Source organism: uncultured Alloprevotella sp., from assembly GCF_963536905.1.
GTDB lineage: Bacteria > Bacteroidota > Bacteroidia > Bacteroidales > Bacteroidaceae > Alloprevotella.
The window spans coordinates 1-26,842 of the sequence record NZ_CAUTBW010000028.1; the positions used below are offsets into that span (position 1 = coordinate 1).

A 26,842-nucleotide genomic window follows, 5' to 3' on the forward strand; every position below is an offset into this window, starting at 1 on the left:
AGTGTGACATATAGAGAAAAAAAGGCTTCTTTTCAGCAATGGGCTTTTTGAGATGGTCTATTGCTTCGAGCGTTAAAGCTTCTGTGAGAAAAGTTCCTTTTTCGTAGTATTTTTCTAAACCGCCCACGTGAAAATCTCCACGGCCGTAATTGTCTGCTGCCAAGTAGCTGCCAGGACCACCATTTGCAGCTCCAGCAATGTTTACATCGAATCCCATCTCTGTAGGATTTTCTCCAGGTGTCTGCTGCGCACCAAAGTGAGCTTTGCCACAAAGGATGGTATAATATCCATGATCGTGTAGAAGTTGAGGAAGCGGAGTGATAAAAGTAGCTCGTCCGAAATTAGCATAGTTCTGCGCCTTCTCTGGTTGAATGCCATTACAGTTCCATTCGGGCAAATCAATAGAGTCGCTGGGAGAATCCGTTGTTCGGTTGAAATGAATCGTCCAATTTGTCACGCGATGGCGTGCTGCATTCATTCCCGAGAGGAGCGAACAGCGTGACGGAGAAGATATTGCACACGCATAGGCTTGGGTGAATTTCACGCCCATATTGGCAAGTCGCTCCATGTTTGGTGTATGGTAGCGATTGTTGAGCGGAGTGGGATGTTCCCAGAAAGGAACAGATGTTTCTTGCCATCCCATGTCGTCTACTAGAAAAAGAACGATATTGGGACATTGTCGGGCCTGCATAGGAAGGCTTAGTGCAAAACCTGCTAAAGCCATTCCAAAAAACGGATAAAAGTTCTTCATATATGTGTTTATGAAATGCGTTAGATGTTATGATTGCAAATATACATCTTTGTGAGGTAAAACTTATTCTGTGCCTCCATACAAAACGCAAAAAAATCACGAGTGAAACCTTTCGTGCGAGTTTTTATATTTACGATCTGCGATACATCTTTAGAGGAATGGAGAAGAAAAACCTCGTTCTGATGTTTTCTATGCTGATATGTAAATGAAGAAAAATCATAGTGAGTCTTGACGAAAAAATAGAACACAAAGCTCCGAGGAAGTGTCCTCTGAATGGATGAAAGAGAAAAAGATGCTAAATATAAGTTGTTGAAATCTTGTTCGTTCAGATTGTTTTTCATAATTTTGCAGCCGCTAAGGCATGTTGTATGCCTACATCTCAAGTAAGAAAAATAAAACAAATATATAAACAATTAAAAATCAACAAAATGCCTACTATTCAACAATTAGTAAGAAAGGGTAGAACAGCAGAAACGGCTAACTCCAAGTCGCCTGCTCTTGATTCTTGCCCACAGCGTAGAGGCGTGTGCGTTCGTGTTTATACCACAACGCCGAAGAAGCCTAATTCAGCAATGCGTAAGGTGGCTCGTGTTCGTTTGACGAACTCTAAAGAAGTCAACTCTTACATCCCCGGAGAGGGACACAACTTGCAGGAACACAGCATCGTTTTGGTTCGTGGCGGTCGTGTGAAAGACCTCCCTGGTGTTCGTTATCACATCGTTCGTGGTACATTGGATACTGCTGGTGTTGCTAACCGTACGCAGCGTCGTTCTAAATACGGTGCTAAGCGTCCTAAAGCAGCTAAGAAGTAATTAGAAATAAAAAGTTTGGTTTGCAGAAAGGTTGAGTAAACATCGCAACGGCGAGTTGAAGAACAAAGATGCAGCCCATTAAAACCAATAAGAAAAATGAGAAAAGCTAAACCAAAAAAACGTTTGATCCTTCCGGATCCCGTTTTCGGAGACCAGAAGGTTTCCAAGTTTGTGAATCACCTGATGTACGATGGTAAGAAGAATATCTCTTATGAGATTTTCTACAATGCTTTGAACCTCGTAGGTGAGAAGATGAAGGACAATGAAAAGTCTCCGCTGGAGATTTGGAAAGCTGCCCTCGATAAAATCACTCCGCAGGTAGAGGTGAAGAGCCGCCGTATTGGTGGTGCTACTTTCCAAGTGCCTACAGAGATTCGTCCCGACCGCAAAGAGAGCATCTCTATGAAGAATATGATTGCTTTCGCTCGTAAGCGCGGAGGTAAGACTATGGCTGATAAGCTCGCTGCCGAAATCATGGATGCATTCAATGAGCAGGGTGGCGCATTCAAGCGTAAGGAAGATATGCACCGCATGGCTGAGGCTAACCGTGCATTCGCTCACTTCAGATTCTAAACAGCAAGTAGCATAAAATAAACAATGGCAAAACAAGATCTTCATTTGACGCGTAATATCGGTATCATGGCCCACATTGATGCTGGTAAAACGACTACATCCGAACGTATCCTTTTCTACACTGGTAAAACTCACAAGATTGGTGAGGTTCACGACGGTGCAGCAACAATGGACTGGATGGCCCAAGAGCAGGAGCGCGGTATCACTATTACTTCCGCTGCTACAACATGTTCTTGGAACTGGAATAATAATTCTTATAAGATCAACCTGATTGACACTCCGGGACACGTTGACTTCACAGCTGAGGTTGAGCGTTCTCTTCGTGTTCTTGATGGTGCTGTAGCTACTTACTCTGCTGCCGATGGCGTTCAGCCGCAGTCTGAGACTGTTTGGCGTCAGGCTGATAAATACAACGTCCCCCGTATTGGTTATGTGAACAAGATGGACCGTTCTGGTGCAGATTTCTTTGAGACTGTACGCCAGATGAAGGACCTCCTCGGCGCAAACCCTGTCCCTGTTCAGATTCCTATCGGTGCAGAAGAAAACTTCAGGGGTGTTGTAGATCTCATCAAGATGAAGGCTATCCTTTGGCACGATGAGACAATGGGCGCAGACTACGATATAGAAGACGTTCCCGCAGAACTTGTTGACGAAGCTCAAGAGTGGCGCGACAAGATGCTCGAGGAAGCTTCTAACTTCGACGAGGACCTCATGACGAAGTATTTCGACGATCCTTCTACTATCACTGAAGAAGAAATCATCGCAGCTCTTCGCAAGGGTACCGTATCTATGGAGATTACTCCTATGCTTCTCGGTTCTTCTTACAAGAATAAGGGTGTTCAGCCTTTGCTCGACTACGTTTGTGCTTTCCTTCCCAGCCCTATGGATGCAGTCAACATTGTTGGTACGAATCCTGACACAGGCGAAGAAGAAGATCGTAAGCCAAGCGAAGACGAACCTACTTCAGCTCTCGCATTTAAGATTGCTACTGACCCATATATGGGCCGCCTCGTATTCTTCCGCGTTTATTCCGGTAAGATTGCAGCAGGTTCTTATATCTACAACAGCCGTTCTGGTAAGAAGGAGCGTATCAGCCGCCTCTTCCAGATGAACTCCAACAAGGAAATTCCAATGGAGAGCATCGATGCAGGTGATATCGGTGCAGGTGTAGGTTTTAAGGATATCCACACAGGTGATACTCTTTGCGACGAAGCACACCCCATCGTTCTCGAATCTATGGACTTCCCCGATCCCGTTATCGGTATCGCTGTTGAGCCTAAGACTCAAAAGGATATGGACAAACTCTCTCTCGGTTTGCAAAAGTTGGCAGAAGAAGACCCAACCTTTACCGTTCGTACTGACGAGCAGAGTGGTCAGACCATTATCTCTGGTATGGGTGAGCTTCACCTCGATATTATTATCGACCGTCTGAAGCGTGAGTTCAAGGTAGAATGTAACCAAGGTAAACCTCAGGTTAACTATAAGGAAGCTATCACGAAGACAGTTAACCTCCGCGAAGTTTATAAGAAGCAGAGTGGTGGTCGCGGTAAGTTTGCAGACATTATCGTTAACGTTGGTCCAGTGGATGAAGACTTCAAGGAAGGCGGACTCCAGTTTGTTAACAAGGTTACTGGTGGTAACATTCCTAAGGAGTTCATTCCTAGCGTACAGAAGGGTTTTGAAAGTGCAATGAAGGCCGGTGTGCTCGGTGGCTTCCCTCTTGATAGCCTCAAAGTAGAGTTGCTTGATGGTTCGTTCCACCCCGTTGACTCTGACCAGTTGTCATTCGAAGTTGCAGCCCTCCAGGCTTACAAGAACTCTTGCGCGCAAGCAGGTCCTGTTCTGATGGAACCAATTATGGCTCTCGAAGTTGTAACTCCAGAAGAGAACATGGGTGATGTTATCGGCGACTTGAACAAGCGTCGTGGTCAGGTTGAAGGTATGGAGAGCAGCCGTAGCGGTGCTCGTATCGTAAAGGCTAAGGTGCCTCTCGCAGAAATGTTCGGTTATGTAACAGCTCTGCGTACTATCACCTCTGGTCGTGCAACGTCTTCTATGACATACCACCACCACGCTCCTCTTTCTTCTTCTATCGCACGTGCGGTACTTGAGGAAATCAATGGCCGCGTAGACCTCATCAAGTAAAAACTTTTTTCACTACTGTCCAGACGGCAGGCTAACGAATGACTCTTAGCCTGTACGTCTCCGACAGATTATTCAAAACAAATAAAGACAATGAGTCAGAAAATTCGTATTAAGCTGAAAAGCTACGACCACACTCTCGTTGAGAAATCAGCAGAGAAGATCGTTAAGAACGTGAAGGCAACCGGCGCTATCGTTAGTGGTCCGATTCCTCTCCCCACGCGCAAGCGCATCATCACTGTAAACCGTAGTACGTTCGTAAACAAGAAATCTCGTGAGCAGTTCCAGGTTTCCACTTACAAGCGTCTCATTGATATTTACAGCGCAACTCCTAAGACGGTAGATGCTTTGATGAAGCTCGAACTTCCGTGCGGTGTTGAAGTTGAAATCAAGGTGTAGTCGTTAGGCTCACTGTTTAAAACAGTATAGCTCCTTTTTCTTGTTTTGTAGGAAAAGGAGCTTTTATATACTCTTTTAGAAAGGATAGTAGTAATAATAATAGAGAGTAATAAATCTACCCTTATAGCTTTGCGCTTATTCTGTAAGAGTCACTTAGCTGTGTTACAGCAAATGATATGATTTTTTCTTTTGGATTTTTACTTTCGTATAGAGATGAACAATGATGGATGTAAGAGATGATAAAAAACTATCTTTGATATTATTTCTATGGATTTTGCTGGAATCCTTCCTGGAATATTAGCATAATTTTATCTATAAATAATTAAAACTTTATGAATACAGAACTTAAAAGATATGTGTGCCCACACTGTGATGTATATTTTTTTGAGAGCGAGCAGCATTTAGCAGGATCTGAGCCTAAAAACGTAGGATTTGATGTAAGCGTGATTCCTCCTGATGAGGATGATGACGATACAGATTTGGTTGGAGAAACTCGCAAACATTCAAGCGGGCGTAATCTTTGGTCTGACTAAGAATCTCGTTGACGAAGAATTTATATTTGCAAACAAAATCCCCCTTCTATTTCTGGAATAGGGGATTTTTGTTTTGTATAATTCAAACTGTTGTCCTATGCTAAGCTAATGGCTAAATAGAGTGTAGTGGGGGAGGCCATGCGTGGTGTCTTGCTATGGTTTTCTATGTAGGAGGAACCTTGCTATAGCTTTTCTCAAAGATTCTTTGGCAGCGAAAGAGAGTGGAGTGTATAAAAATATCCTTATTGGATTTGCTGATACAATAAGGCTGTGAGCTGAAAGGCTTATTGTGTCGGCTGGCGCGCTTATAGTAGCAGCTGACGCAGTAGGAGAAGCAGGACGTAGAAGAGATGTCTACTCTTCTTCTGGAGTTATTTTTTGTTGTCACCTCATTACATCGACACCGTTGATATTTAAGGCCTTGAAAACGTTTGTGTTAAGAGTGTGACAACAGTGTGACGATAAAATGAAGAGGAAAGACTGTTGCAGCGCATTGTAAATGCTTGCTTTCCAAGTTGCTTTGCTCATGTGTGACAACGTGAAAACAAAAAAGTTCTTTTTCTTTTGTAGCAGAAGAAGGATTCAATCTGTCACTCTTTTAGGTGAAGATTTACCGTTGAGTATGGTTGAAGTGGTCCTCATGTCCTTCTTGTGTATAGTTCGACTCTCTTATTAGAGAAGTGCGTTTTTGCATTGGTTTTTGCAATGCAGAGATTCGGATGTACCTCCTAAATGATTGAAATAAAAATAATTGGAGAAATTCTTTGTGCAATAAAATAAGTTTTGTAATTTTGCACCCGCGAAAAGTAGGAAACGTTAGATACCTGCTTTATTATAAGGGCGTTAAGCCTAATAGTTGTGAGAGCAACATGCGCCCCACTTCTCAGTCGCGATGGGATTTGGGCTACGCACAAAATAGATTTTAATATTTTTATTTACATAAATTAATCAAGCTGAAATGCCAGGATTATTAGGAAAGAAAATCGGAATGACATCCGTTTTCAGTGCCGACGGCAAGAACGTGCCGTGCACTGTTATCGAAGTAGGTCCTTGCGTGGTAACTCAGGTGAAGAACGTTGAGAAAGATGGATATGCTGCCGTTCAGGTAGGTTTCCAGGAAGCAAAAGAGAAAAATACTTCTGCTCCCCTTCTCGGTCACTTCAAGAAAGCTGGTACCACTCCCAAGCGCCACTTGGCTGAGTTCACAGGTTTTGACAAGGAACTGAATTTGGGCGACACCCTCAGTGTTTCTGATGTTTTTACGGACGAAGATTTCGTTGATGTAGCAGGAACTTCTAAGGGTCATGGTTTCCAGGGCGTTGTTAAACGCCACGGTTTCGGTGGTGTTGGTCAGATGACTCACGGTCAGGATGACCGTCAGCGTAAACCGGGTTCTATCGGTGCCTGCTCTTACCCTGCAAAAGTTTTCAAGGGTATGCGCATGGGTGGCCAGATGGGCGGAAAGCGCGTCACCACTCAAAACCTGAAAGTTTTAAAAGTTATCCCTGAGCACAACTTACTCTTGATCAAGGGTTCAGTTGCAGGATGTAAAGGTTCAATCGTAATTGTTGAAAAGTAATGGAAGTTAGCGTATTTAATATCAAAGGTGAAGATACCGGCAGAAAAGTTACTCTGAACGATTCTGTTTTCGGCATAGAGCCGAATGACCACGCCATCTACCTCGACGTGAAACACTACATGGCAGCTCAGCGCCAGGGTACGGCAAAGTCTAAAGAAAGAAGCGAACTGAGTGGTTCTACTAAGAAGCTCGGCCGTCAGAAAGGCGGTGGCGGTGCACGCCGTGGTGATATCAATTCACCGGTGCTCGTTGGTGGTGCTCGCGTGTTCGGTCCGAAGCCCCGCAACTATAGCTTCAAGCTCAACAAGAAGGTGAAGGCTCTTGCTCGCCGTAGCGCTCTTAGCTACAAGGCACAGGAGAACGCTATTGTTGTTGTTGAAGACTTCAATCTGGAAGCTCCCAAGACGAAGAGCTGTGTTGAGTTTACAAAGAATCTCAACGTTGCCGATAAGAAGGTGCTCGTAGTTTTGCCAGAATCAAACAAAAATGTATATTTGTCAGCTCGCAACTTGCAGAATGTTCGCGTTGCCAACGCAGCAGAACTCAACACATATCGTGTTTTGGATGCTAGCGTAATGGTTGTAACAGAGAACGCTCTGAAAGGTATTGAAGCTGTCTTAACCAAGTAAGCTACGAAGTAAGATATGGCATTCATTATCAAACCTATCGTCACTGAGAAGATGACGGCTCTGACAGAGAAGGAAAATAAGTTCGGCTTCATCGTAAAGCCCGAAGCAAATAAAGTCCAGATTAAGTCAGAGATTGAAGCTCGCTACAATGTTCACGTCACAGCAGTTAACACTATGGTTTATGCTGGTAAGAACAAGTCACGTTATACTCGTGCTGGTCTCGTACGTGGTCGTAGCAATGCCTTTAAGAAGGCAATCGTAACCCTGAAAGAGGGCGAAACTATCGATTTTTATAGCAATATCTAAATAACTGATGGCAGTACGTAAATTTAAGCCCACTACACCGGGCCAGAGACACAAAGTTATTGGTACGTTCGAAGAAATTACTGCATCCGTACCAGAAAAATCTCTCGTTTACGGTAAGCGTGTAAGCGGTGGTCGCAACAACGTCGGTAAGGAAACCATGCGTTACCTCGGCGGTGGCCACAAGAGAAAATATCGCTTCATCGACTTCCGACGTGAGAAAGATGGTGTACCCGCAGTCGTTAAAACAATCGAATACGATCCGAACCGTTCAGCTCGTATCGCTCTTTTGTTCTACGCAGACGGTGAAAAGCGTTACATTATCGCTCCTAATGGATTGAAAGTAGGCGACCAGCTCATGTCTGGTGCTGAAGCAGCTCCCGAAGTTGGTAATGCTCTTCCTTTGAAGAACATCCCCGTAGGTACCGTTGTTCACAACATTGAGCTCCGTCCGGGTCAGGGCGCATTGCTCGTTCGTAGTGCAGGTAACTTCGCACAGCTGACATCACGCGAAGGTGACTATTGTGTTATCAAGTTACCTAGCGGTGAAACTCGTAGAATCTTAGGTGCTTGCAAGGCTACGATTGGTAGCGTCGGCAATTCTGATCATGCTCTTGAATCCTCCGGTAAGGCAGGTCGTTCACGCTGGTTGGGTCGTCGTCCTCACAACCGTGGTGTTGTTATGAACCCTGTTGATCACCCAATGGGTGGTGGTGAAGGCCGCCAGAGTGGTGGACACCCACGTTCACGTACCGGTTTGTATGCTAAGGGCTTGAAGACAAGAGCTCCGAAGAAGCAGTCGAACAAGTACATTATCGAAAGACGTAAAAAGTAACCTAAAGATTAAAGTATGAGTCGTTCACTTAAAAAAGGTCCGTACATCGCAGTTTCTCTCGAGAAGAAGATTCTCGCCATGAACGAAAGTGGCAAGAAGAGCGTTGTTAAAACATGGGCTCGCGCATCAGTGATTTCTCCCGACTTCGTCGGTCACACTGTAGCAGTTCATAACGGCAATAAATTCATCCCCGTCTATGTTACCGAGAACATGGTAGGCCACAAGTTCGGTGAATTTGCACCGACACGTAAGTTTGGTGGTCACGCTGGTAACAAACGATAGGCTTTCAATCCAGTAATAAAAAGTAAAAAGATAAATGGGAGCAAGAAAAAAATTAGCGGCTAACGCTAGAAAAGAAGCCCTGAAGACCCAATATTTCGCTTCACTGCGAAATGTTCCCTCCTCTCCCCGCAAAATGCGCTACGTCGTTGACATGGTTCGCGGCATGGAAGTAAACCGCGCATTGGCAACTCTCCGCTTCTCTAAGAAAGCAGCAAGCTTGGATGTTGAAAAACTTCTTCGCAGTGCAATCGCTAACTGGGAGCAGAAGAACGACCGCAAGGCAGAGGATGGCGAATTGTTTATCACCAAGGTTTTTGTTGACGAAGGCGTAACGCTGAAGCGTATGCGTCCAGCACCTCAAGGTCGCGGTTACAGAATTCGCAAACGTTCAAACCACGTGACTCTTCACGTAGGAACTAAAACTAATGATTAATCGAAAAGAAGTATGGGACAAAAAGTAAATCCGATAAGTAACCGACTTGGAATTATTCGTGGTTGGGATTCTAACTGGTTCGGCGGTTCTAACTTCGGCGATCGTATTCTCGAAGATAGCAAACTCCGTAAGTATCTCGATGCACGTCTTGCTAAAGCCAGCGTTTCACGCATCGTGATCGAGCGTACCCCAAAACTCATTACGATTACTGTATGCACCGCTCGTCCGGGCATCATCATTGGTAAGGGTGGTCAGGAAGTTGACAAGCTCAAGGAAGAACTTAAGAAAATCACAGATAAGGACGTACAGATTAACATCTTCGAAGTGCGCAAGCCGGATCTCGATGCAAACATCGTTGGCCAAAGCATCGCTCGCCAGATTGAAGGTAAAGTAGCATATCGTCGCGCCATCAAAATGGCTGTTGCTAATGCTATGCGCATGGGTGCCGAAGGTATTAAGGTACAAGTTTCTGGCCGTCTGAATGGCGCAGAAATGGCACGTAAGGAAATGTTTAAGGAAGGTCGCACTCCGCTGCACACCCTCCGCGCAGACATCGACTACTGCCAGACAGCAGCTCTTACGAAGGTAGGTCTGATTGGTATCAAGGTTTGGATTTGCCGTGGCATCGTTTATGGCAAACGTGACCTTCAGCCAAACTTTACTCCTGAGAAGGAGACCGGCCGTCGCGAAGGTGGCGATCGCCGCGATCGTCGTCGTTTCCGTGGCAACAGAAACAACAACCGTTAATTTCTTTAGAGTATTATGTTACAACCGAAAAGAACAAAATACAGAAGACCGCAAAAAGGCCGTTGCAAAGGTAATGCACAGCGTGGTAACCAGCTGGCATTTGGTAGTTTCGGCATCAAGAGCCTCGATACACACTGGCTCACCGGTCGCCAAATCGAAGCTGCTCGTATCGCAATGACGCGTTATATGCAGCGTGAAGGTCAGAGCTGGATTCGCATCTTCCCTGACAAACCTATCACTAAGAAGCCTGCTGACGTACGTATGGGTAAGGGTAAAGGTGATCCCGTTGGATACGTTTTCCCTATCACTCCAGGTCGCATTATCTTCGAAATCGAAGGCGTTCCCTTCGAAGTAGCTAAAGAAGCTCTTCGCCTTGCAGCACAGAAGCTTCCCGTTACTACCAAATTTGTTGTAAGACACGATTACGATAAAAACGCTTGATTATGAAAATAGCAGAAATCCGTAAAATTGCAGCCAATGAGCTCCAGGAGCGCCTTGACGCAGAGGTTGAAAAATACAACCAGATGCTGCTCAATCACAGCGTTTCTCCTCTGGAAAATCCCGCGCAGATTAAAGAGGCTCGTCGTACGATTGCCAAGATCAAAACGGTGTTGCGCGAAAACGAACTCAACAATAAATAATAGTCCAGAATGGAAGCTAGAAATTTAAGAAAGACAAGACAGGGTGTTGTTGTCAGCAACAAGATGGACAAGACAATTGTTGTTGCAGCAAAGTTTAAGGAGAAACACCCGATTTATGGTAAGTTTATCTCTAAAACGAAAAAGTTCTATGCTCATAACGAGGAGAACGATTGCAATGAAGGCGATACTGTCCTGATCATGGAAACCCGCCCTCTTAGCAAATCAAAGCGTTGGAGAGTTGTTAAAATCGTAGAAAGAGCTAAGTAATTATGATCCAAGTTGAAAGTAAATTGAACGTAGCTGACAATAGCGGTGCTCGTGAAGCAGTCTGCATCCGTGTGCTGGGTGGTACTCGCCGTCGCTACGCTTCTGTAGGTGATGTTATTGTTGTGGCTGTTCACAACATCATCCCTTCAAGTGACCTGAAAAAAGGTGCTGTTTCCAAGGCTTTGATTGTACGCACTAAGAAGGAAATTCGTCGTCCCGATGGTTCATACATCCGTTTCGATGACAACGCTTGCGTTCTTCTGAATAATGCTGGCGAAATCCGCGGTAGTCGTATCTTCGGTCCTGTTGCCCGTGAACTCCGTGCAACGAACATGAAAGTCGTTTCTTTGGCACCTGAAGTTCTTTAATTCAAAGTAAACAGAAACAGTAATGACTAAGTTACATATTAAAAAAGGCGATACCGTATACGTAAACGCAGGTAAAGCAAAGGGTAAGACGGGCAAGGTTGTCCGCGTACTCGTTGACAAGCAACGCGCTATCGTAGAAGGTCTCAATATGGTTTCTAAAAGCCAGAAGCCGAGTGCCAAAAATCCGCAGGGTGGCATCGTTACGATGGAGGCCCCAATTCATATTTCGAACCTTAACGTGGTTGATCCTAAAGATGGAAAAACTCCTACACGTATCGGCCGCCGCCTGAATGAGGCTGGTAAGTTGGTTCGCTTCGCTAAAAAATCAGGAGAGGAGATCAAGTAATGAGCAATACAGCAAGTCTTAAAAAAGAATATGCAGAGCGCATTGCACCGGCTCTGATGAATAAGTTTAACTACAAGTCAACGATGCAGATTCCCCGTCTGACTAAAATCGTCATCAACGAGGGACTTGGTTTGGCAACAGCCGACAAAAAAGTCATTGACGTAGCTTTGAACGAATTGTCAACAATCACTGGTCAGAAGGCTGTTGCAACAGTTTCTAAGAAGGACGTTGCAAACTTCAAGCTTCGTAAGAAGATGCCTATCGGTGTTATGGTTACTCTCCGTGGTGAGCGTATGTACGAATTCCTTGAGCGTCTGGTTCGCGTGGCTCTGCCCCGTATCCGTGACTTTAAGGGTATCGCAAGTAAGCTCGATGGCCGTGGTAACTATACACTCGGTATTCAAGAGCAGATTATCTTCCCAGAAATTAACATCGATACAATTGAACGCATGACAGGTATGAACATCACGTTCGTTACCACTGCAGCTACCGATGAAGAAGGTTTCGCTCTGCTCAAAGAATTCGGTCTTCCCTTTAATAACGCTAAAAACAACTAATTAAAATATGGCAAAAGAATCAATGAAAGCACGCGAAGTAAAGCGTGCTAAACTGGTAGCCAAATACGCAAAGAAGCGTGCAGCGTTGAAGGAGATTGTTAACAAATCGCAGGATCCTGTAGAAGCTTACGAGGCAGCTCGTAAGCTGCAGGCTATCCCCCGCAATGCTAATCCTATCCGCCTGCACAACCGTTGCAAGTTGACGGGGCGCCCCAAAGGCTATATCCGTCTCTTCGGCTTGTCTCGTATCCAATTCCGCGAGATGGCTTCTAGCGGTCTTATCCCTGGCGTAAAGAAAGCAAGCTGGTAAATTCCTTTTTATTATTATTTAATATTGTCGGGATAGTCCCGATTAATTAAACAACCAAACAAATGACAGATCCAATAGCAGATTTTCTGACGCGGTTGCGCAACGCCATCCAGGCTAAGCATCGTGTGGTTGAAGTACCCGCATCAAACCTGAAGAAGGACATCACGAAGATTCTCTTCGAGAAAGGTTACATCCTCAACTACAAGTTTGTAGAAGATGGTCCTCAGGGAACAATCAAAATCGCTCTCAAGTATGAGCCTGAAACAAAGGCAAGTGCTATTCAGAGCTTGCAGCGAGTTTCTCGTCCTGGTATGCGTAAGTATACAGGCTACCGCGAAATGCCGAGAGTTATCAACGGATTGGGTATTGCAATCGTATCCACTTCCAAAGGTGTAATGACAAACAAGGAAGCATCCGCTGAGAAGATTGGTGGCGAAGTTCTTTGCTATGTATATTAATTAGGAGGTTAACATGTCTAGAATAGGTAAATTGCCGATTAACATTCCTGCTGGCGTTACAGTTGACGTCAAGGATAATGTAGTGACCGTTAAGGGTCCGAAGGGTGAGCTGTCTCAGACGGTTAATCCCGCTATCTCAGTTTCCCTTGAAGAAGGTCAGATTACTTTCGCTATCAACGAGAACAGCGATGTAGACCAAAAGCAGAAGCAGGCTTTCCATGGCCTCTATCGTGCATTGGTTAATAACATGGTTGTTGGTGTTAGCGAAGGCTATAAGAAAGAAATGGAGCTCGTAGGTGTTGGTTACCGTGTATCTAATCAAGGCAACTTGATTGAATTCTCTCTCGGTTTTACTCACAGCATCTTCCTTCAAGTTCCTGCTGAAATCAAGGTTGAGACTAAGAGCGAAAGAAACAAGAACCCGTATATTAGCCTAGAGTCCTGCGATAAGCAGTTGCTCGGCATGGTTTGCGCCAAAATTCGTTCTTTCCGTATGCCTGAACCTTATAAAGGAAAGGGTATTCTGTATATCGGTGAGCAGATCCGCCGCAAGAGTGGTAAGGCAGCCGGTGCTAAGTAATTTTAATAGAATAAGATTATGACTACAAGAAAAGAACAACGTCGCATTAAAATCAAATATCGGGTACGCAATAAGATCTCTGGTTCTGCGGCTCGTCCCCGTCTGAGCGTGTTCCGCAGCAACAAGCAGATCTATGCACAGATTATCGATGATGAAGCTCAGAAGACGCTTGTTAGCGCTTCTTCTCTCGGTTTTGAAGCCATGCCCAAACAAGAGCAGGCAGAGAAAGTTGGTGAAGCTGTAGCAGCAAAAGCCATCGCAGCAGGTATCACTACGGTTGTTTTTGACCGTAATGGTTATCTCTATCACGGTCGTGTAAAACAGGTGGCAGATGGTGCCCGCAAAGGTGGACTTAAATTCTAAAGATTATGGCAAACAGAGTAAATGTTAATAGCGAAGAATTAAAGGATAGACTGGTTGCTATCAATCGTACAACAAAGGTTACTAAAGGTGGTCGTACGTTCACGTTTGCTGCTATCGTAGTAGTTGGTGATGGTAAAGGCGTTATCGGTCTGGGCCTCGGCAAGGCTGGTGAAGTTTCTGCAGCCATCGCTAAGGGCGTTGAAGCTGCAAAGAAGAACCTCGTTCAGGTTCCTGTACTCAAAGGTACAGTTCCTCACGAGATGACAGCTCACTATGGTGGTGCAGAAGTTATCATCCTTCCGGCATCTGAAGGTACTGGTGTTGTGGCAGGTGGCGCTATGCGTGCCGTACTCGACAGCGTAGGTATCAAAGACGTTCTGGCAAAGTCGAAAGGCTCTTCAAACCCTCACAACCTTGTGAAGGCAACAATCGCTGCCTTGAGCAATATGCGTGATGCACGTACAGTTGCTAAGCAGCGCGGTGTTTCATTGGATAAAGTATTCAGAGGATAATTCGACTATGGCAACAATAAAAGTAAAGCAGATTAAGAGCAGAATTCATGCTCCTAAAGACCAGAAAAGTACACTTGATGCACTGGGCCTGAAGAAATTATATCGCACTGTAGAGGTTGAGGATAATCCCGTAATGCGCGGTATGATTCGCAAGGTAAGCCACCTGGTTGAGATTGTTGAACAGTAAAAACAAACAGAAAGTCATGAAATTACATACTTTAAAACCCGCGAATGGCTCTACGCATCATGATAAACGAGTAGGTCGTGGTCCAGGCTCTGGCATGGGAGGCACTTCTACTCGTGGTCACAAGGGTGCTAAGTCGCGTTCTGGTTACCACAAGAAGATTGGCTTCGAAGGTGGTCAGATGCCGTTGCAGCGTCGCTTGCCGAAGTTCGGCTTCAAGAATATCAACCGCGTTGAATACAAGGCCATTAACCTCAGTGTTCTGCAGGCTCTCGCTGAGCAGAAGAATTTAGAGAAGATTGGTCGCGAAGAACTGATTGCTGCAGGTTTCATCTCCTCTAAGCAGTTAGTAAAGATTCTTGGTAATGGCGACCTCAAGGCTAAGTTGGCTGTAGAGGCTAACGCCTTCTCCAAGACTGCAGAAGCTGCTATTCAGGCAGTTGGTGGAACCGCAACTAAGATCTAATTATGAAAAAAATAATCGAGACTCTAAAGAACATCTGGAGAATTGAGGATTTGCGTACGCGACTCCTCATTACTCTCCTGTTCATTGCCATCTATCGTTTTGGCTCTTTTGTAGTACTGCCAGGCATTGATCCAACTCGTCTTGCAGCTCTGCAGAGTCAAACGGAAAACGGTTTGATGTCCCTGTTGAATATGTTCTCAGGTGGTGCATTCTCTCATGCGTCAGTATTTGGCCTTGGTATTATGCCTTACATCTCTGCATCCATTATTATTCAGATTTTGGCTGTAGCCGTACCGTATTTCCAGAAGATGCAACGTGACGGTGAGAGCGGACAGAGAAAGATCAATCAATACACTCGTTGGTTGACGATAGCAATTCTTTTGTTCCAAGCTCCTACCTATATGATAAACCTTCGTTCACAAGTGGGCCAGAGTGGTGCTTTCATGGTTGGTGATACGTTCTGGTTTATGTTCTCGTCTACGATTATCCTTGCTGCAGGCAGCATGTTCATCCTATGGTTGGGTGAGCGTATAACCGACAAGGGTGTAGGAAACGGTGTTTCTCTCATCATTATGATCGGTATTATTGCACGCTTCCCTGGTGCTATTTTTGAGCAGCTCACATCTTCTATCTCTGGAGCAGAAGGTGGTGGCTTGATAATGTTCCTTTTCGAACTTATCGCTCTGCTCTTCGTTATGGCACTGTCTATCCTGCTTGTAAAGGCTACTCGCAAGGTTCCGGTTCAATATGCAAAGCGTATCGAGGGTAACCGTCAGTTTGGCGGAGCACGTCAGTATATTCCGTTGAAGCTATTTGCAGCCAACGTAATGCCGATTATCTTCGCTCAAGCCATTATGTTTATCCCCGCCACCATGATTATGGCGTTCTCTAAGGATGGTTCAAACCCAGTAGGACATCTTCTCTCTGATCAATTTAGCCTTCCTTACAACATCATCTATGTTATCTTGATTGTTCTCTTCACTTATTTCTACACGGCTATCACGATGAATCCCGTGCAGATGGCTGAAGATATGAAACGTAACAGCGGTTTTATCCCTGGCGTAAAGCCCGGTAAAGCTACGGCAGATTATATCGACACAGTTATGACAAGAATTACCTTCCCTGGTTCTCTTTTCATTGCGTTGATTGCAGTTCTTCCTGCATTTGCTGTACTCTTCGGTGTTAAGCAAGGTTTCGCTCAGTTCTTTGGTGGTACCTCATTGTTGATTCTTGTCGGTGTTGTTATCGATACTCTTCAGCAAATTGAGAGCTACATGCTTGTCCGTCATTACGACGGCTTGCTCAACGCTGGGCACACACGCAATCGTTCAAGCGTAGCAGCATATTAAGAAAATTTCCATTTAAACCGATTCGGATGATATATCTGAAAACGGAAGATGAGATAGAGGCGCTGCGAAAAGCAAATCAGCTTGTAGCAGCAACTCTTGCGGAAATCGCAAAAATTGTTCAGCCGGGTGTAACCACCCGAGAGATGGACACCTTGGCTGAACATTTCATTCGCGACAATGGCGCGGTCCCAAGTTTTAAGGGATGTCCTAATCCTTTTGGCCCCGCCTTTCCTGCATCCATTTGTACCTCAGTTAACGACACAATCGTTCATGGTATTCCAGAGGATAAACCATTGAAGAAAGGTGATATAGTCTCGGTGGATTGCGGAGTTCTCCTCGAAGGCTTCTGTGGAGATTCATGTTACACCTTTTGTGTAGGTGAAGTGAAAGCAGAAATCAAGCAGTTACTGTCAGTGACGAAAGAAAGCCTTTATAAAGGAATCGAACAAGCCATTGTAGGCAACCGCTTAGGAGATATAGGATGCGCAGTGCAGCATCATGTCCAGCAATATGGATACGGCGTCGTCCGACAGTATGCCGGTCATGGTATAGGAAAGAAAATGCACGAAGACCCCATGGTTCCTAATTACGGGACAGCAGGCACAGGCCTCGCAATCTCCAATGGACTTTGCATCGCCATAGAGCCAATGATAACAGAAGGAAAAGCCTCCTCATATCTATTGCCCGACCGTTGGAGCGTAAAGACGCGCGATGGCAAAAGTGCTGCACATTATGAGCACACCATAGCTATTCACCATGGCAAAGCCGATATTCTCTCATCATTCGAAGAAGTAGAACAAATAGAAAGAACAAAACATTAATATGTCTAAGCAGTTAGCGATAGAACAAGATGGAACAATTGTTGAAGCATTGAGCAATGCAATGTTCCGCGTAGAGTTGGAGAATGGGCATGAAATAACAGCCCACATCTCAGGAAAGATGCGTATGCATTACATCAAGATCCTTCCCGGAGACAAGGTAAAAGTGGAAATGAGTCCCTACGACCTTTCAAAAGGTAGAATCGTTTTCCGATATAAATAAAAAAGCAAAATAATAATGAAAACAAGAGCATCCTTGAAGAAACGATCCGCCGATTGCAAGATTGTACGTCGTAAGGGTCGTCTGTATGTGATTAACAAGAAGAACCCTAAGATGAAATTACGTCAGGGTTAATCAGTTTTCGCAAAGTAATAAAACAAGTATATGGCAATAAGAATTGTTGGTGTCGATCTGCCTCAGAACAAGCGAGGCGAAATCGCCCTGACCTATATCTACGGATTAGGTCGTAGTAGCGCGGCTAAAATCTTGGATAAAGCCGGTATTGACAGGGACATTAAAGTAAAGGATTGGACTGATGACCAAGCAGCAAAGATTCGTGAGATTATTGGTGCTGAATACAAAGTAGAGGGTGACCTCCGCAGCGAAATTCAGATGAACATTAAGCGTCTCATGGACATCGGTTGCTACCGTGGTATCCGTCACCGTGCAGGTCTTCCTGTACGCGGCCAGAGCACGAAAAACAACGCTCGTACTCGTAAGGGTCGCAAAAAGACCGTTGCAAACAAGAAAAAGGCTACTAAATAATAATTGATTATGGCAAAGAAAACAGTTGCAGCTAAGAAGCGTAACGTAAAGGTTGACGCAATGGGTCAGCTTCACGTTCACAGCTCTTTCAATAATATTATCGTTTCCTTGTCGAACAGTGAAGGTCAGATTATCAGCTGGTCAAGTTCTGGTAAGATGGGCTTCCGTGGTTCCAAGAAGAACACTCCGTACGCTGCTCAGATGGCAGCACAGGATTGCGCCAAGGTAGCTTTCGACCTCGGTCTTCGTAAGGTGAAAGCTTACGTTAAGGGTCCCGGCAATGGTCGTGAATCTGCTATCCGTGCCATCCATGGTGCAGGTATTGAAGTTACCGAGATTATCGACGTTACTCCGCTGCCCCACAATGGCTGCCGTCCTCCGAAGAGAAGAAAGGTATAATTCCAATAGCAAGTTGAATTGTTATATTAAAAGCTAAAATTAAAAAAAATGGCAAAATATACAGGTCCTAAGTCTCGCATCGCACGTCGTTTCGGCGAGGCTATCTTCGGTGCTGATAAAGTTCTCGCAAAGCGTAATTTCCCTCCCGGCCAGCACGGCAATGGTCGCCGTCGTAAGAGCTCTGAGTACGGTGTCATGCTTGCTGAGAAGCAGAAGGCTAAGTACACTTATGGTGTTCTTGAACGTCAGTTCCGTAACATGTTTGATAAGGCAGCAGCAACCAGCGGCATTACCGGTGAAATTCTCCTTCAGAATCTCGAATGCCGTCTTGACAATGTTGTATATCGCCTGGGTATCGCTCCTACTCGTGCAGCAGCTCGTCAGCTTGTAAACCACAAGCACATCACTGTTGATGGTCAAGTAGTGAACATTGCTTCTTACAGTGTAAAACCGGGTCAGATCGTCGCTGTACGTGAGAAGTCTAAGAGTCTCGAAGTAGTTGCAGACTCTTTGGCAGGCTTCAACCACAGCAAGTATCCTTGGATCGAATGGGACGAAAGCGTTAAGGGTGGCAAGCTTCTGCACATGCCCGAACGTGCTGACATCCCTGAGAATATCAAGGAGCAGCTGATTGTCGAGTTGTACTCTAAGAACTAAAAAGCCTTTCTCCCTTCCCCTCTTTTTTGGAGGGGAGGAGAGGAGGAAACTTTTGGCAAATCTTTATCGATTTGTCTCATAGCCTGAAAAGGCTTTACCCAAAATCCTAAATAAAAAGAATTAATGGCGATATTAGCATTTCAAAAACCTGACAAAGTGATCATGTTGGAAAGCGACGATAAGTACGGAAAATTCGAACTTCGTCCTTTGGAAACGGGCTTCGGTACCACTGTCGGAAATGCCCTCCGTCGCATCCTGCTCTCCTCTCTCGAAGGCTATGCCATCAATACCATCAAGATCGAAGGTGTTGAGCATGAGTTTGCTACCGTGCCTGGAGTCAGCGAGGATGTAACCAACATCATCCTTAACTTGAAGCAAGTACGTTTCAAGAAACTGGTAGAAGAGTACGACACTGAGAAGACCCAGCTAACCATCTCCAACTCCACGGAGTTCAAGGCTGGTGATATCCATCTCAACGGATTTGAAGTGTTAAATCCTGATTTGGTGATTTGTCATTTAGATTCGAAAGCCTCGATGACCATCGAACTGACTGTCAACAAAGGCCGTGGTTATGTCCCCGCTGATGAAAACCGCGACTATTGCTCTGACATCCATCAGATAGCCATCGACTCCATCTACACTCCCATCCGCAATGTTAAGTACAGCGTTGAACCGTATCGTGTTGAGCAAAAGACCGACTACGACAAGCTCGTGCTTGAAATCACTACGGATGGTTCCATCCAGCCAAAAGATGCGCTGAAGGAAGCAGCAAAAATTCTGATCTACCACTTCGCTCTGTTCTCCGATGAGAGTATCACCGCGAGCAACTCAACAAGTGTAGACAATCCACCGATTGATGAGAACACCCTCAAAATGCGTCAGCTCCTCAAGCAGAAGCTCGCTGATCTGAATCTTTCAGTTCGTGCGCTCAACTGTCTCAAGGCAGCCGATGTTGAAACTTTGGGCGATCTCGTTCAGTTCAATAAGTCTGACCTCCTCAAGTTCCGCAACTTCGGTAAGAAATCACTCACTGAGCTTGATGATTTGCTCGAGAGCAAGAATCTGTCGTTCGGGATGGACACAACCCTTTACAAATTGGACAACGATTAATTGAACGACAAAAGTTGTCCGTAAACTCCACCGTTGTTTGCAATCTGCTGAGAGGCCTAAGCTAAGGCCAAAGCCCTCACTCGACGCAACAACCAACATTCAAAAAAATGAGACATAATAAAAAATTCAACCATCTGAGTCGTACTGCATCCCACAGAAGCACAATGCTTGCCAATATGGCAGTTTCTCTGATCCAGCACAAAAGAATCACTACGACTCTCGCCAAGGCTAAGGCTCTGAAGAAGTACGTTGAGCCGCTCATCACCAAGAGTAAGAACGACACAACGAACTCTCGCCGCGTTGTCTTCAGCTATTTGAAGGACAAATTCGCTGTTACTGAATTGTTCAAGAATATCTCTGAGAAAGTGGCTAACCGTCCCGGTGGCTACACTCGTATCATCAAGCTCGGCTTCCGCCAGAGTGATGGTGCCGACATGGCTTTCATCGAACTCGTTGACTACGATGAAAACATGGCTAAGGAAGAGAAGAAGGCAAAGCGCACGCGTCGTAGCCGTAAGGCTGCAGCCGCTGAAGCTCCCGCAGCTGAAGCACCTGCAACTGAAACTCCTGCTGAAGAAGCAGCAGCTGAATAATCGACACAATTCTCTATTGCATATTTTAGCCCTGCACAGTGATGTGCGGGGCTTTTTATTTCTATAAACTTTTTGAGTAATTCTCAAATCCTCCATTTTGCTTTTGGCTTATATGACAAAAAGAGACCTAAAATCTCTTGTACTTCCGAATTGCATATGCCAAATACAAATAATGAATTAGAAGCACTCAACTCTACTTTGAAGGCAAAACTAGACCTGCATAAGGGGATTAGCAAAGAAAGGAGAAAAGTATTCATTCAAGACTTTTTAAAGGCTCATTCCCCGTATGGATAAAGTGGATACAAGCAGTTTCAGGTCTCTTTTTGGCATATAAGAGAAAAAGAGACCCATTTTAGGTCTCTTTTTGTCACTTATGCCATATTCCCTTTTTGTAGGTTTTAGCATATGTTTTGCTATTATTTCATAAAAAATCTTATAGAAAAAGCTGTATAGTAAAATCTTTCTGTAATTTTGTGTTCGATAGTCATAGCACTTTTTGTTTTATTTTTTTGGTATATCATTGCCTTAAAATGATACTAATTTTTGCTAATAACTAAATTTACAACTATGTATAATGCATCAAACTTAAATAACCCTATATTCAAGCTAAATTAAAAACAAGTGAAAAGTACTTTTTCCATCAAAGCTTATGCTCTATTCTTTATCTTCCTTTTTCTTTCAATTAAGAGCGAAGCAAAGCTTAAAATACCCTTTGGTAGCCGAGATGTAGTGGACGTTATATACACTACTTCTAAGCAAGACAGCCTCTATGAAGGAGAAGATAAGCTAGATATTGCGCGATATCATAAGGAGTTTAATATTGCTTATATTCTTCCTCTCTATATAGAAGAGGAGCCTAAAATAGTTCTTTATGATAAGGAAAACCAGTTAATCTACGATTTTAAGTCTCCTCAAGAGGAGCAAAAGGTGAAAGAAATTCTTAAGAAAAAAGGTGTTGATGTGGAAGAAAAGCTGAGTCTTAGCTGGTACACACGCTGGGGAGCTAAGCTTTTACTTATTATACTCATAGGAATTCCTATTGCTGGGTCTTTTTGTGGCAAAGATGATGACATAAAAGAGCCAACGAAATTATAAATTACAAAAATTATTATTATGCCTACTACACAAATTATCTTTATCGCAGTTTTCATCGTTGTAGCGTTTGCTTTTAGTTTCTTTTACAGTAAGTTCTTCGGTGTAAAAGGTTATACTCAAGCAGACTTAGATAACCGTGTTAAGAACATTACCGAGCAAGAGATTACAGACTTTTATTCCTCAGAACTTAAAGACTGTCTAAAGCAATTAGATGGAAAACAAGTTCTTGCAGCAAGCTGTTTGTTTCATGCACCAGGTACAAAGGAGCATATGAAGAATGGTTTTAAGGACTTTCTATATGGATTGTGTACCTTAGGAATGGTGAAGTTTAGAACAGTTTATGTCGCAACTCCTTTGATATTAGCAGAAGACGGATTGCACATTATAGAGCTAGATAAGAGTGAAGAGGTTAAAAACCACTATATTTTTGAGAACGATCGTTTAGCAGAAGCTAAGATTACTCCTTGTGATGATCCTGTAGCAAGAAAGCAATTAAGTGCTACTGCAGCATTCTTTACGCTTTCATTCCCAGACAATGGAGGAGTTAAAGAGCTATCGTTGTGTACAGAGTTTTATCCTACACAAGAGAAGTATATGCTTTATTCTTTCAATAAGAAGCTCATTGCAGCTGCTACAGGACGTCATTTCTTAAAGAAGTTAGGCGAAAAGTTTACTCATCTTCAGGTAGATTTTTAATAAAAAAGATACACTCACTTTTTATTAAACCTATAGAATGGCTACGGATAACCTCATCGTGGGGTTATCCGTAGTTATTGTTTACAGACATTCTTTGGCAACGTGAGAAACAAAGATGAGGAAGAAATGGATGAGCATACTTCTTTAAAGCACTAACGCTTCTTTAGGCAAGTTAGGATGAGCTACACAAAAAGCTGGAGAAAGAAGCATACTACCAAACTTTAAAAAGCAATGGATAGCTAAAAAAAACATCATCTTTTGCTGCAAAAAAGGTGATGTTTTGGTGCGTAAAAGGTGATGTTTTACCGAGTAATACATTATCTTTTTTAATGCGTTGACTGCTAGATTGTTAGCAGGGAAATACTTGTCTTTGCTTTTATTTTACTTCTTTTCTGGGGAGAACTCTGCATCAATGATAATACTTACCTTATCGCCAATAATATTTGGTAACTCCAATTCGGTTTAAGAAACGCTCTTTCATGAGTTTCTTAAACCGAATTGGAGTTCATAGCTACTGCACGAAGCAATAAAGTTGCTGTATGTTTGGGCTTTCAGGACTTTTCACAGCTCACCCGTGACTATGGCGATAAGGAGAGCAAAGTAATACAGAACACTGTAGGTAACGTGTTCTCCGGGCAAGTGGTAGGAGAAACAGCCAAAACGCTCTCCGAACGCTTCGGAAAAGTCCTCCAGCAACGTCAGTCTATGACCATCAACCGCAACGACAAGTCTACCTCTATCTCCACACAGATGGACTGCCTTATTCCAGCATCGAAAATCAGTAACCTTACGCAAGGCATGTTTGTCGGAGCCGTCTCCGACAACTTCGATGAGCACATCGAGCAGAAAATCTTCCACGCAGAGATTGTGGTGGATTCCGCTAAGGTTTCTGCAGAGATGAAAGCCTATCAGCCCATTCCCATCATCGCAGAGTTCATAAACGAAGATGGCTCCGATAATCTCAAAGAGACCATCGAAGCCAACTATCGTAAGGTAAAGCAAGAAATACTCTCGTTAGTTGATTCAGAAATAGAAAGAATTAAAAATGATTCTTCATTGCAGCATTTGATTAAAGAATAATCTGGAGGGCTAAGTGTTAACGATTAAAGGTGGCTACCATAAACAATCTAAAGATGCTATAAATAACATCACAGTATATTCTTCACCAAGCGTTTTCCAACCACACGTCTACGAACTTTATAAAACTTGACATAGATATATTCCCAAATGTTCATATCACCTTTAAGTCCTTAAAATAATACTTCTCTTATTATAAAGAGTTGATTTTAATAAAGGTTATAAATAGAGTATTCTAAATGACATAATACTTGAAGCGAATCCATAGAAGGAAGATACCAAACAGTGAGTAAACTATCTGAATGGGTTTGCCAAGTGTACTCCATTACTTTTATGCTGCGACTGAGTCGTTGTGATTTTGTAAAACAGTTTAGGACAGCAGTCCTAAACTCATCATGCTGTTCTGTTATTAAATATGAGACAATATCCTTAGGGACTCCATACAAAGAATCAATTTCTTTAACACTATATGTATTAGGTTTAATAACATTCTTTTGAAATTGACCAGTATTCTTGCAGCTGTGAAAAACAAAAAGCAAAGCCATTAAAATATTATAATATTTCATTTATCTAAAATACCGTGAGTTCGACGAATTATAAGTGTCTATAAATTTGGTGATTAGCGAAATTTGTTATAATTTTAAGGTGTTGAAATACAAATAATTACAAACAAAAATCACTATGGTTGCCGAAGACAAAACTACAGAATTTTTTTGTATGGCAGACGACTTCTGCAAGTTATTTGATGCTATAACAGCAAAATATACGCTAAAACCTACTGGAAAAAGAAAATATCATCGAAGTTCTACAATGTCAAAGGCAGAAGTCATGCTGATAATGATTCTTTTCCACACTTCCGGTTATCGCTGCTTTAAACATTTCTATCTTGAAAAAGTATGTAAGCATCTTCGCCATCTGTTTCCCAATGTTGTTTCTTATAACCGAATTGGGATTAATGGCAAATCTCAGAAAGTCCTTTGTTAGTAATCTCCTTTTTGATCTGCAACTCCCACTCGTGGAGGCTTATATAACAACTCTTCATCTGTAATGCTCTTTGGGCATTGCAGTTTTTTATTGTCCTCCCTTTCTCAAGGCGGGGTCCGGCGCGAAGATGGCAGTGATGCGTCCCCTCGGGTCATTCTCCACCCTCAGGCGGCGTCCCGCACTGTCGGTTATCTCCTGCAGATGCCCCCTGTGGTCGTATCTGAACAGGATTTCAAAGCCGTTGATGTCGCTGATACGGCTCAGTAGGCGTACTTCCTTATAGGAGGTGTCGGTAAAATGGTAGAACAGATCCTCGCCGATGTCCCAGATATAATACCTTCCATCCTCACCAAAGCGGGATACATCACTCTCTCTTTAGATGAACAACCCTATTGGGTATAAAGACCGTTGCTTCATCTCCGATAGTTTCAAATACCCACTCATTCCATTGTTTATCTTTCCAACACTGTTTTTTGAGTTTTCTGAATAGGGATTGCACTTCTTTTTTAAACTCTGGGAACTCATTACCAGCAAAATAAGCTAAACGACCTTGAAAGTATACATTTTCGTCTCTGATTTTTGAAGGTGTGTATTCAACAACAGGGCTATCATAAATAGAAATGGACAATTTACCTGACAAAGTATTTATTTGAGTAGCCAATTTTTCACAAGTTAAATAAATTTCAAAAGGCATTTTAGGAAAGTCTTCTGTTTCTTTTATTATACTTTTATTCTCTCCGAAATAATCCCTTGCATAAAGAGAGCCAAACCTATCTAAAAGCTCTTGCCTTATAATTTGCTCCCCTTTTTCATCTGCAAAATAATTAAATTGTATTGAACTCATAATTAACCATAACTATTTTTTCTATGTTTTTTACTTGGCACTTTCCAGTCATCGCCTTTATCGGGGTCTATAAGTGTTACCCGTCCCTTTTTATCGTGGAAAACTATCCTTACATCATCGCCCAAAGCCTCCCTAATATCCAGAATCGCTCCTCGCTCTCTTGAAGACGGTCTAAATCCTCCACGAGTACGCATATCTCCGATTTGATGTACTTCAATTATATCTCCTACATCATTCCTTACTACTAAATCACCAAATCTTGATTGTCCATTTTTTAATTTTATCTGCCCTTCTGCTTCTACACTTTTGCCTAAACCTTTTAAATCATCTCGTAATTGGTCTTGAATACTCCTGTGTAGAGTACCACCACGACCGCTTAACCCAAACGGGTCTATCCAACTATTGGAATCGTGAATGTATGCGTAAAGTTGCATACCTCCTTGTAAATCTATGGGGTCTTGGCATATGTAATTTCCTGTATTCGGGGGCATAGTATCTGAACCTGTTGTATGCCAACTTGATTTCCTCGTCGTAGTACTGCCCTTGGAAAAGGAACGGTATCTTGATGTAATCCTTGTAGGAAGTATAGTTCATCGACCTCTCCTCGATGACATTCCCGTTCATGTCGAGCCTGCGGTACCACACTTCCTCGCCCTGCTCGTTGTATGCCTCCACGGGCGTGCCAAGGTGGTCGGTCACGATGGAGTATGCCTTGCCGTCCTGGAACAGAGCCAAGGGCACGAAACACTCCTCCTCGAAGAGCCATGTCCTGAGGTCCTTTTGGTATTCTTCTATCTCTCTCTGCTCATTGCGCCTCTGACTTGGTGTCCACTCGTGCAGGGGCACGTTGCCGTTCCACAGCCAGCAGGTAATGCCAATGGCATCCTTGCTTAGGCGCCTTCCGAGGGCATCATAGGTGAAAAGGGCATCAAAGGCAAAATCTCCCCCTCCGGGAGGTCTGACCTCCTTCAGCGTTCCGTTCTGGTTCCAGATGTATTTCCAGCATTCAGAGCAGAGCACTAATCTCGGAAGTCATCAATCTCAGATAACATTTCTTTAAGGAAAGAGGTATCAAAACAGGCATCTCTGAACGATTGCCCAAAAGAAATCAAATCAGAGATATTAGAGGAGTACATGCAGAACATACTACTCTCTGAGTCAAATCCAACTTCGTCGGTTAAACTAATACAACCCTTGTGAAGGTAACACTTAGCCAGTGCCTCCCAATCATAGCCGTCATTGTTAAAATCTTCTTCCGCGTCTATGGAAAACAGATCTAACAGTTCATCGCTTATATTGAGAATAAGACTGGTCGAATCCTCGTGTTCAACAAGTATAAATGGCGCAATACCCTTTTTTTTGTTCATAACCATAATTCTTGATT

The 26,842-nt window shown here is 43.6% G+C and carries 42 protein-coding genes and 2 pseudogenes; 38 read left to right on the plus strand and 6 right to left on the minus strand.

What is annotated here, in order from left to right; translation table 11 throughout:
- Window positions 1–724, minus strand: a 724-nt coding sequence (locus ABLA33_RS06140) for a sulfatase-like hydrolase/transferase (RefSeq protein ID WP_347719663.1), incomplete at its 3' end; no start/stop codon positions are given.
- 455 nt (window positions 725–1,179) lie between these two features.
- Here ABLA33_RS06140 and rpsL point away from each other — a divergent pair.
- The 37 genes and pseudogenes from rpsL to ABLA33_RS06325 all read left to right on the plus strand — a co-directional run.
- On the plus strand, window positions 1,180–1,563 hold the full coding sequence (gene rpsL / locus ABLA33_RS06145; protein ID WP_009348400.1) for a 30S ribosomal protein S12: 384 nt from the start codon (window positions 1,180–1,182) through the stop codon (window positions 1,561–1,563).
- Window positions 1,564–1,659: 96 nt separating this feature from the next.
- Entirely contained in the window at window positions 1,660–2,136 is a 477-nt protein-coding gene (gene rpsG, locus ABLA33_RS06150) for a 30S ribosomal protein S7 (protein WP_009348401.1), read from the plus strand.
- A gap of 24 nt (window positions 2,137–2,160) precedes the next feature.
- Window positions 2,161–4,281 carry an elongation factor G gene (gene fusA, locus ABLA33_RS06155; protein ID WP_311490841.1) on the plus strand — a complete coding sequence of 707 codons (2,121 nt, stop codon included), beginning with the start codon at window positions 2,161–2,163 and terminating at the stop codon, window positions 4,279–4,281.
- Window positions 4,282–4,371: 90 nt separating this feature from the next.
- Window positions 4,372–4,677 carry a 30S ribosomal protein S10 gene (gene rpsJ / locus ABLA33_RS06160; protein ID WP_009348403.1) on the plus strand — a complete coding sequence of 102 codons (306 nt, stop codon included), beginning with the start codon at window positions 4,372–4,374 and terminating at the stop codon, window positions 4,675–4,677.
- 332 nt (window positions 4,678–5,009) lie between these two features.
- Window positions 5,010–5,210: a hypothetical protein gene (locus ABLA33_RS06165; RefSeq protein ID WP_347719647.1), complete on the plus strand. Its 201-nt coding sequence runs from the start codon at window positions 5,010–5,012 to the stop codon at window positions 5,208–5,210.
- Window positions 5,211–6,168: 958 nt separating this feature from the next.
- Window positions 6,169–6,789 (plus strand): 50S ribosomal protein L3, encoded by a 621-nt coding sequence (rplC, locus tag ABLA33_RS06170; protein WP_311491201.1) that lies wholly within the window; start codon window positions 6,169–6,171, stop codon window positions 6,787–6,789.
- Window positions 6,789–7,418 (plus strand): 50S ribosomal protein L4, encoded by a 630-nt coding sequence (gene rplD / locus ABLA33_RS06175; protein WP_311491200.1) that lies wholly within the window; start codon window positions 6,789–6,791, stop codon window positions 7,416–7,418. Before rplC ends, rplD begins: the two co-directional genes overlap by 1 nt.
- Before the next feature lie 15 nt (window positions 7,419–7,433).
- A complete protein-coding gene (rplW, locus tag ABLA33_RS06180) occupies window positions 7,434–7,724 on the plus strand; it encodes a 50S ribosomal protein L23 (RefSeq protein ID WP_311491199.1) in 291 nt (96 codons plus the stop codon).
- A 7-nt stretch (window positions 7,725–7,731) separates the two neighbouring features.
- Window positions 7,732–8,556 carry a 50S ribosomal protein L2 gene (gene rplB / locus ABLA33_RS06185; RefSeq protein ID WP_311491198.1) on the plus strand — a complete coding sequence of 275 codons (825 nt, stop codon included), beginning with the start codon at window positions 7,732–7,734 and terminating at the stop codon, window positions 8,554–8,556.
- 15 nt (window positions 8,557–8,571) lie between these two features.
- Complete coding sequence (gene rpsS, locus ABLA33_RS06190; RefSeq protein WP_009348411.1) at window positions 8,572–8,838, plus strand: 30S ribosomal protein S19; 267 nt, start codon at window positions 8,572–8,574, stop codon at window positions 8,836–8,838.
- Between the two features lie 34 nt (window positions 8,839–8,872).
- Window positions 8,873–9,271: a 50S ribosomal protein L22 gene (gene rplV / locus ABLA33_RS06195; protein ID WP_311491197.1), complete on the plus strand. Its 399-nt coding sequence runs from the start codon at window positions 8,873–8,875 to the stop codon at window positions 9,269–9,271.
- 12 nt (window positions 9,272–9,283) lie between these two features.
- The gene (gene rpsC / locus ABLA33_RS06200) at window positions 9,284–10,018 is read left to right on the plus strand and encodes a 30S ribosomal protein S3 (protein WP_311491196.1); all 735 of its coding nucleotides are present in this window, start codon (window positions 9,284–9,286) and stop codon (window positions 10,016–10,018) included.
- A gap of 15 nt (window positions 10,019–10,033) precedes the next feature.
- Window positions 10,034–10,459, plus strand: a complete 426-nt coding sequence (gene rplP, locus ABLA33_RS06205) for a 50S ribosomal protein L16 (protein ID WP_009348414.1) — start codon at window positions 10,034–10,036, stop codon at window positions 10,457–10,459.
- A 2-nt stretch (window positions 10,460–10,461) separates the two neighbouring features.
- Window positions 10,462–10,659 (plus strand): 50S ribosomal protein L29, encoded by a 198-nt coding sequence (gene rpmC, locus ABLA33_RS06210; RefSeq protein ID WP_009348415.1) that lies wholly within the window; start codon window positions 10,462–10,464, stop codon window positions 10,657–10,659.
- 9 nt (window positions 10,660–10,668) lie between these two features.
- A complete protein-coding gene (gene rpsQ, locus ABLA33_RS06215) occupies window positions 10,669–10,926 on the plus strand; it encodes a 30S ribosomal protein S17 (RefSeq protein ID WP_311491195.1) in 258 nt (85 codons plus the stop codon).
- Between the two features lie 2 nt (window positions 10,927–10,928).
- Window positions 10,929–11,294, plus strand: coding sequence for a 50S ribosomal protein L14 (gene rplN, locus ABLA33_RS06220; protein WP_311491194.1), 366 nt, complete (start codon window positions 10,929–10,931; stop codon window positions 11,292–11,294).
- A gap of 22 nt (window positions 11,295–11,316) precedes the next feature.
- Window positions 11,317–11,640, plus strand: a complete 324-nt coding sequence (gene rplX, locus ABLA33_RS06225; RefSeq protein WP_311491193.1) for a 50S ribosomal protein L24 — start codon at window positions 11,317–11,319, stop codon at window positions 11,638–11,640.
- Window positions 11,640–12,197: a 50S ribosomal protein L5 gene (rplE, locus tag ABLA33_RS06230; protein ID WP_009348419.1), complete on the plus strand. Its 558-nt coding sequence runs from the start codon at window positions 11,640–11,642 to the stop codon at window positions 12,195–12,197. The genes rplX and rplE overlap by 1 nt, the downstream gene beginning before the upstream one ends.
- A gap of 7 nt (window positions 12,198–12,204) precedes the next feature.
- Window positions 12,205–12,507, plus strand: a complete 303-nt coding sequence (gene rpsN / locus ABLA33_RS06235) for a 30S ribosomal protein S14 (protein WP_009348420.1) — start codon at window positions 12,205–12,207, stop codon at window positions 12,505–12,507.
- A 62-nt stretch (window positions 12,508–12,569) separates the two neighbouring features.
- A complete protein-coding gene (rpsH, locus tag ABLA33_RS06240; RefSeq protein ID WP_311491192.1) occupies window positions 12,570–12,965 on the plus strand; it encodes a 30S ribosomal protein S8 in 396 nt (131 codons plus the stop codon).
- A gap of 13 nt (window positions 12,966–12,978) precedes the next feature.
- Window positions 12,979–13,545: a 50S ribosomal protein L6 gene (rplF, locus tag ABLA33_RS06245; protein ID WP_311491191.1), complete on the plus strand. Its 567-nt coding sequence runs from the start codon at window positions 12,979–12,981 to the stop codon at window positions 13,543–13,545.
- Window positions 13,546–13,563: 18 nt separating this feature from the next.
- Window positions 13,564–13,908 carry a 50S ribosomal protein L18 gene (gene rplR / locus ABLA33_RS06250; protein ID WP_311491190.1) on the plus strand — a complete coding sequence of 115 codons (345 nt, stop codon included), beginning with the start codon at window positions 13,564–13,566 and terminating at the stop codon, window positions 13,906–13,908.
- Window positions 13,909–13,913: 5 nt separating this feature from the next.
- Window positions 13,914–14,420, plus strand: a complete 507-nt coding sequence (gene rpsE / locus ABLA33_RS06255; RefSeq protein WP_009348424.1) for a 30S ribosomal protein S5 — start codon at window positions 13,914–13,916, stop codon at window positions 14,418–14,420.
- A 7-nt stretch (window positions 14,421–14,427) separates the two neighbouring features.
- Window positions 14,428–14,607, plus strand: a complete 180-nt coding sequence (rpmD, locus tag ABLA33_RS06260; protein WP_311491189.1) for a 50S ribosomal protein L30 — start codon at window positions 14,428–14,430, stop codon at window positions 14,605–14,607.
- A gap of 16 nt (window positions 14,608–14,623) precedes the next feature.
- Window positions 14,624–15,070 (plus strand): 50S ribosomal protein L15, encoded by a 447-nt coding sequence (gene rplO / locus ABLA33_RS06265; RefSeq protein WP_311491188.1) that lies wholly within the window; start codon window positions 14,624–14,626, stop codon window positions 15,068–15,070.
- A gap of 2 nt (window positions 15,071–15,072) precedes the next feature.
- A complete protein-coding gene (gene secY, locus ABLA33_RS06270) occupies window positions 15,073–16,419 on the plus strand; it encodes a preprotein translocase subunit SecY (protein WP_347719648.1) in 1,347 nt (448 codons plus the stop codon).
- A gap of 26 nt (window positions 16,420–16,445) precedes the next feature.
- Window positions 16,446–17,240 carry a type I methionyl aminopeptidase gene (map, locus tag ABLA33_RS06275; protein ID WP_347719649.1) on the plus strand — a complete coding sequence of 265 codons (795 nt, stop codon included), beginning with the start codon at window positions 16,446–16,448 and terminating at the stop codon, window positions 17,238–17,240.
- A gap of 1 nt (window position 17,241) precedes the next feature.
- Window positions 17,242–17,460, plus strand: a complete 219-nt coding sequence (gene infA, locus ABLA33_RS06280; protein ID WP_009348429.1) for a translation initiation factor IF-1 — start codon at window positions 17,242–17,244, stop codon at window positions 17,458–17,460.
- 15 nt (window positions 17,461–17,475) lie between these two features.
- Window positions 17,476–17,592 (plus strand): 50S ribosomal protein L36, encoded by a 117-nt coding sequence (gene rpmJ / locus ABLA33_RS06285; RefSeq protein ID WP_083823602.1) that lies wholly within the window; start codon window positions 17,476–17,478, stop codon window positions 17,590–17,592.
- Between the two features lie 30 nt (window positions 17,593–17,622).
- Complete coding sequence (gene rpsM / locus ABLA33_RS06290; RefSeq protein WP_311491185.1) at window positions 17,623–18,003, plus strand: 30S ribosomal protein S13; 381 nt, start codon at window positions 17,623–17,625, stop codon at window positions 18,001–18,003.
- 9 nt (window positions 18,004–18,012) lie between these two features.
- Window positions 18,013–18,402: a 30S ribosomal protein S11 gene (gene rpsK, locus ABLA33_RS06295; RefSeq protein WP_009348431.1), complete on the plus strand. Its 390-nt coding sequence runs from the start codon at window positions 18,013–18,015 to the stop codon at window positions 18,400–18,402.
- Window positions 18,403–18,450: 48 nt separating this feature from the next.
- Complete coding sequence (rpsD, locus tag ABLA33_RS06300) at window positions 18,451–19,059, plus strand: 30S ribosomal protein S4 (protein WP_347719650.1); 609 nt, start codon at window positions 18,451–18,453, stop codon at window positions 19,057–19,059.
- 123 nt (window positions 19,060–19,182) lie between these two features.
- Entirely contained in the window at window positions 19,183–20,169 is a 987-nt protein-coding gene (locus ABLA33_RS06305) for a DNA-directed RNA polymerase subunit alpha (RefSeq protein ID WP_311491183.1), read from the plus strand.
- 107 nt (window positions 20,170–20,276) lie between these two features.
- Complete coding sequence (rplQ, locus tag ABLA33_RS06310; RefSeq protein WP_347719651.1) at window positions 20,277–20,762, plus strand: 50S ribosomal protein L17; 486 nt, start codon at window positions 20,277–20,279, stop codon at window positions 20,760–20,762.
- A gap of 621 nt (window positions 20,763–21,383) precedes the next feature.
- Complete coding sequence (locus ABLA33_RS06315) at window positions 21,384–21,857, plus strand: hypothetical protein (RefSeq protein ID WP_347719652.1); 474 nt, start codon at window positions 21,384–21,386, stop codon at window positions 21,855–21,857.
- Window positions 21,858–21,875: 18 nt separating this feature from the next.
- Complete coding sequence (locus tag ABLA33_RS06320) at window positions 21,876–22,553, plus strand: hypothetical protein (protein ID WP_347719653.1); 678 nt, start codon at window positions 21,876–21,878, stop codon at window positions 22,551–22,553.
- 507 nt (window positions 22,554–23,060) lie between these two features.
- Window positions 23,061–23,633: pseudogene (locus ABLA33_RS06325) on the plus strand (TraM recognition domain-containing protein); the annotation flags it as partial.
- Between the two features lie 206 nt (window positions 23,634–23,839).
- On the opposite strand, the gene ABLA33_RS06330 reads toward ABLA33_RS06325, so the two are convergent.
- A complete protein-coding gene (locus tag ABLA33_RS06330; RefSeq protein ID WP_347719654.1) occupies window positions 23,840–24,196 on the minus strand; it encodes a hypothetical protein in 357 nt (118 codons plus the stop codon).
- 115 nt (window positions 24,197–24,311) lie between these two features.
- On the opposite strand from ABLA33_RS06330, the pseudogene ABLA33_RS06335 reads away from it, so the two are divergent.
- Window positions 24,312–24,575: pseudogene (locus ABLA33_RS06335) on the plus strand (IS982 family transposase); the annotation flags it as partial.
- Window positions 24,576–24,978: 403 nt separating this feature from the next.
- Here ABLA33_RS06335 and ABLA33_RS06340 read toward each other — a convergent pair.
- The 4 genes from ABLA33_RS06340 to ABLA33_RS06355 are packed head-to-tail and all read right to left on the minus strand — an operon-like array spanning window position 24,979 to window position 26,825.
- Window positions 24,979–25,458, minus strand: a complete 480-nt coding sequence (locus ABLA33_RS06340) for a hypothetical protein (RefSeq protein WP_311490145.1) — start codon at window positions 25,456–25,458, stop codon at window positions 24,979–24,981.
- 2 nt (window positions 25,459–25,460) lie between these two features.
- Window positions 25,461–25,892, minus strand: a complete 432-nt coding sequence (locus ABLA33_RS06345) for a hypothetical protein (protein ID WP_347719655.1) — start codon at window positions 25,890–25,892, stop codon at window positions 25,461–25,463.
- Window positions 25,858–26,478 (minus strand): RHS domain-containing protein, encoded by a 621-nt coding sequence (locus ABLA33_RS06350; protein ID WP_347719656.1) that lies wholly within the window; start codon window positions 26,476–26,478, stop codon window positions 25,858–25,860. Before ABLA33_RS06350 ends, ABLA33_RS06345 begins: the two co-directional genes overlap by 35 nt.
- Entirely contained in the window at window positions 26,478–26,825 is a 348-nt protein-coding gene (locus ABLA33_RS06355; protein ID WP_347719657.1) for an Imm51 family immunity protein, read from the minus strand. Before ABLA33_RS06355 ends, ABLA33_RS06350 begins: the two co-directional genes overlap by 1 nt.
- Between the last annotated feature and the right edge of the window lie 17 nt (window positions 26,826–26,842).